Genomic DNA, 4,390 nt, shown 5'->3' with positions numbered 1-4,390 from the left:
GGGCGACCGCACTGCGGTCGCGTTGTGTTCCGACCTGAACCGTTGCGCGCGATCGTAGGAAAGGCGCCGCGCGCGCATGATGCTGCCCAGCGGTTGGTGATCGGTGAGGCCGTGCCAAGGCGCAAAGCCCATGCCATCGTCAACTGCGGTTGATCGTGCGTCGCTCCAAGCGTTTTGGGGTACGGCGATAACGCGGGCAATCGTGACAAACGGGCTGACGCCTTCGTCCCATTCTGCGGTGGCGTCCTCGATCGGCATGCTGTCGATGTCAGCGCAAAGCTGAGCCTGCAGCGACCATTCGCCTGTCTCGGTTTCGAAGAACCTTTGCACGGCGCTGCGTATGGCATTGTCGTCGTGACCGATATCGACCAGTTCCTTGGTCAGTGATGTTAGGTTCGGTGACCTCGGGATCAGCGCATATTTCGCGATGTAACGACCATGGCGCAGGGCAAGCTGGGAAAAGAAGCTCTCGCCGAGGATGTTGGTTTCGGGCTCGCCACCGAGAGATTTGACGAGAGCGCTTTCGTGCCCAGTCTTCTCGACCAATTTTTCTATGCCGCGCAACGCGCCGGACAATGCAACCTTGATGCCTTCGATTTTGTCCGTCGTTGCCGCGAGCAGCTTGAGGTTCTTAAGGAACGCTTTGGCGTTGGGCGCAGCAAATTTCTTGCCGTTGACCATGACGAAGTCTTGATCCCGATCGCCCTCTGCACCCGGCAGGCGTTCTCCGTCTACGGCGAGCAACTTGAGCGCAGCGCCACGTGGCGTTGACACGGTGTCGGGTAGAATGTCCCCGGGAATGGTCGAAAACCGCAAAACACCTTCGTAGCGACGGGGCGCTGCGAATACGCCCTGCGCCAGTGGTTCAGGCAGATTGTCCAAAACTTCAACATCGACCTTCAACAATCCATGGCTCTTGGAGTGAACGCTGCGATGTGCGTGGCCGCTGTCCTCATAAACTTTATGCGAGATGGAAAGCATGGTTTCCATCAATTCCTGCTGCGTCTTGGCTTCATCCTCGGCCACGACCTCCAGATCGGGCCGGTAGGGTTCTGGATTGGCGGGGATGTTGGCCATGAGGTGCTCCTGCGATCGGGGTCGGGGAGCGAACGGACGTCACGCTCGCTATGTTCCAGCGCAATCGTCCGGTGCCGACTGCCAACCAATCAAATCTGCGACAGACAAACGTGATCGGTGTTCTGTTAACCACTGAGGAACCCAACACCAGAGCCACCGTTGGCGGTCCAAGAGGTGGCGGCGTACGTCAACCATACCCATCGGCACAGGGAACAAGACCGGCTTTTCTGGCTTCCCGACCTTGCCAACGGAACGGCAGCCGAGCCCTTATCCCGCTTGCGCCCGATGTCGAACCCAACACGGCCGCCCTAGGCCAGCCAGGACACATGATGCGCAATATGCTGCTCGCGACGACTGCCTTTACCGCCTTGATGGCCGTGCCCAGCTTTGCCCAAGAGGAGCCTCGTCCTGTCGACGAAGCCGTAGCCACCTCCAAGGATAGTGGTACAGTCGATCGTGCCAATCCTGAGATGGCCGCCGTCATCACCAAGCTGATGGAACTCGGCGCCAAGCCCGTCAACACGCTTTCGGTCGAGGAAGCTCGCAGTCAACCGACGCCGGCAGAGGCCGCGATGGCTGTCGCGGAAGACAAGACCGGTGCGCCGCCTGAACCGGAAGCGGTCGCACGGACCGAGGACGTAATGATCTCTGGTGCTGCCGGTGATCTCGAGGCCCGTGTCTATTGGCCGGAAGGCGCTGCTGAAGGAGAGACACTCCCCGTCATCGTCTATTTCCACGGTGGTGGCTGGGTCATCGCCGATCTCGATGTCTATGATGCATCGCCGCGCGCTCTTGCCAATCAGGGCGCCGCCATTGTCGTCTCGGTGCATTATCGTCAGGGGCCGGAGGACAAGTTCCCGGCGGCTCATGACGACGCTGTCGCTGCCTATAGCTATGTGGTCGAAAATGCCGGACAGTGGAATGGCGACCCCGAACGCATCGCCGTTGCCGGCGAAAGCGCCGGTGGTAATCTCGCCATCAACGTTGCCATTGCCGCACGTGACCAGCAGCTGACTGTGCCTGACGCTATCCTCGCGGTCTATCCTGTGGCCGGCGACGATCTTGAAACGCCGTCCTATATCGCCAATCAGAACGCGGTGCCGCTCGGCAAGGCCGATATCGAATGGTTTGTCGGTCACTATCTCAACGACACGACCGAAACCGCCGATCCACGCATTGACCTCGTCGGCGCAGCGAATCTGGCCGACCTGCCGCCGGTGACCATCGTTTCTGCCGAAATCGACCCGCTGCAGTCCGAAGGAATGATGCTGCGCGACAAGCTGGAAGAAGCGGGCGTCGAGGTCGCGTACCAGAACTGGAACGGAGTAACGCATGAATTCTTCGGTATGGCTGGCGTCGTGCCCGAAGCCAAGGAAGCGCAGGACTTTGTCGGTGCCGAGCTGCGCGCAGGTTTGGCGCCCAGTAATTTTGGAGGGCCCGGCTAAGCGCCGGGCCCTTGCTTTTCCAGACCCCGAAAACCCAAGAGGCCTGAAATGATCCGACCGTTCCTGACCATTGCCGCATCGAGCGCTGCACTATTGGTGGCTATGCCCGTCTTCGCCCAGCCACAGGGCACAATCGGCGAATATTCCGACGTCACCGTACAAGGCTCGATCCTTGAACCCGAGCCCGTCACCATTTCCGACGATGCCGAGCTTGCCGCCCAGATCAAGGTGCCCGAGGGCTTTATGGTTGAGGTCGTGGGCCGCGATCTCGGTAATACCAGAATGCTGGCCACCCATGGCGAGCATGTCTATGCGACGCGCCGGACCGAAGCTGATGTGATCCGACTCAACGATGCCGATGGTGACGGCAAGTTTGAGGATTTCACCATCGTCGCTGCCCGCCCGGGCATGCATGGTCTCGCCTTCCATGGCGACACGGCCTATCTCGCGACCGTAAACGAGGTCTATACCGCGCCGGTCACTGAGGATGGCAGCTTTGGCGAACTGACGCTTATTATTGATGACCTGCCGGACGGCGGCCAGCACGCCAACCGCACCCTGGCGATTGGTCCCGACGAGATGCTCTACATAACGGTTGGCTCGACCTGCAATGAATGCATCGAGACCAGCCCGGAAAGCGCGACCCTTCTGCGTGCCAGCCTCGATGGCAAGTCGCGAACTATCTTTGCCTCGGGCCTGCGCAACACGATCGGTTTTGGATGGGAGCCGACCGGCGGTGTGCTCTATGGCGCCGATCATGGCACCGACTGGCTCGGCGACGAAGAGCAGAAGGAAGAGTTCAACCGCATCGAGCAGGGCCATAAATACGGCTGGCCCTATGTCTTCGACTTCGGCAATCTCAATCCTCACATGAACCCACCGGAGGGCATTGCGCTCGAACAATGGGCTGCCCAGAGCGAAGAGCCGGTCGTCGGCTACACGGCCCATGCCGCCCCGATGCAGATGACATTCTACACAGGCACGGCTTTCCCCGAGGAATATAGGGGCGACGCCTTTATTGCCATGCGCGGCTCCTGGAACCGCCGGCCACCAAGCGGCTATGAAGTCACACGCGTGGATTTCGCCGATGGGGAGCCGGTCGGCTGGGATCATTTCGCCGAAGGCTTCCTCGTCGAACATGAGGATGGTGGTTATGGTTTCCTCGCTCGTCTGGCCGGGATCACGCAGACCGAAGATGGTGCGCTGCTACTGGCCGATGACTTCAACGGCATCGTCTATCGCATCACCCATGAGAGAGGCGAAACAGCCGAAACGGCGGAAGCAACAACGCCGCCGGACGTCACCGTACCGCTTCCCCAATCCGATATCGCCTTCAATCTTGTCGAAGCCGAGGGCACGATCGAAGTCACGGCACCGTCTTTCGGCAATGGCGACCTCATCCCGCTCAAGCATGCCGCCGAGGGTGACAACGCGTCGCCTGCGCTCGAATGGGGTACGCCGCCCGATGGCACGCAGTCGATTCTCGTGATTGTCGATGATCCGGATGCCGCCGATCCCAAGCCGTTCGTGCACTGGATCATCTACGACATTTCCGGCGACGCAACCGGCATCGGCGAAGGCCTGTCGACCGATGCGGTGCTGCAGCAGCCCGAAGGCGCCAAGCAAGGTACGAACAGCAAAGGCCAGACCGGCTATATGGGCCCGCGTCCTCCGCTAGGAGATCCAGCGCACAAGTACCATTTCCAAGTCTTCGCGCTCGATCTGTCTCAAATCCCGGTCGACCCAGGTGCCACTCGTGAACAGGTGCTTGCGGCCATCGAAGGTCACGTCATCGGCAAGGGCGAAGTGGTCGGTACTTATGAACGTCCTGGCGAAGAGAAGCCAATCAACTGACTCAATAAGGCCGG

At 60.2% G+C, this 4,390-nt stretch carries 3 protein-coding genes; 2 read left to right on the top strand and 1 reads right to left on the bottom strand.

The features are described from left to right. Positions 1-1,077 (bottom strand): catalase family protein (locus ABW043_RS20660; RefSeq protein WP_353923081.1); only part of this gene is annotated, 1,077 nt, incomplete at its 3' end. A gap of 329 nt (positions 1,078-1,406) precedes the next feature. Between ABW043_RS20660 and ABW043_RS20655 the strand changes: the two genes are divergently transcribed. Together ABW043_RS20655 and ABW043_RS20650 are read left to right on the top strand one after the other, a co-directional pair. Beyond that, positions 1,407-2,522 (top strand): alpha/beta hydrolase, encoded by a 1,116-nt coding sequence (locus ABW043_RS20655; RefSeq protein WP_353923080.1) that lies wholly within the window; start codon positions 1,407-1,409, stop codon positions 2,520-2,522. A 48-nt stretch (positions 2,523-2,570) separates the two neighbouring features. Further along, positions 2,571-4,376, top strand: a complete 1,806-nt coding sequence (locus tag ABW043_RS20650) for a YbhB/YbcL family Raf kinase inhibitor-like protein (RefSeq protein WP_353923079.1) — start codon at positions 2,571-2,573, stop codon at positions 4,374-4,376. Positions 4,377-4,390: the final 14 nt, after the last annotated feature.

The organism is Devosia sp. (assembly GCF_040509215.1).
GTDB lineage: Bacteria > Pseudomonadota > Alphaproteobacteria > Rhizobiales > Devosiaceae > Devosia.
Note: the sequence above shows the minus strand (reverse complement) of the source record. Positions and strands in the feature narration are given on the sequence as shown.

What these genes read in the sequence shown, in the direction of transcription:
- ABW043_RS20655 (WP_353923080.1), top strand. Translation starts at nt 1,407, where the DNA reads ATGCGCAATATGCTGCTCGCGACGACTGCCTTTACCGCCTTGATGGCC.
- ABW043_RS20650 (WP_353923079.1), top strand. Translation starts at nt 2,571, where the DNA reads ATGATCCGACCGTTCCTGACCATTGCCGCATCGAGCGCTGCACTATTG.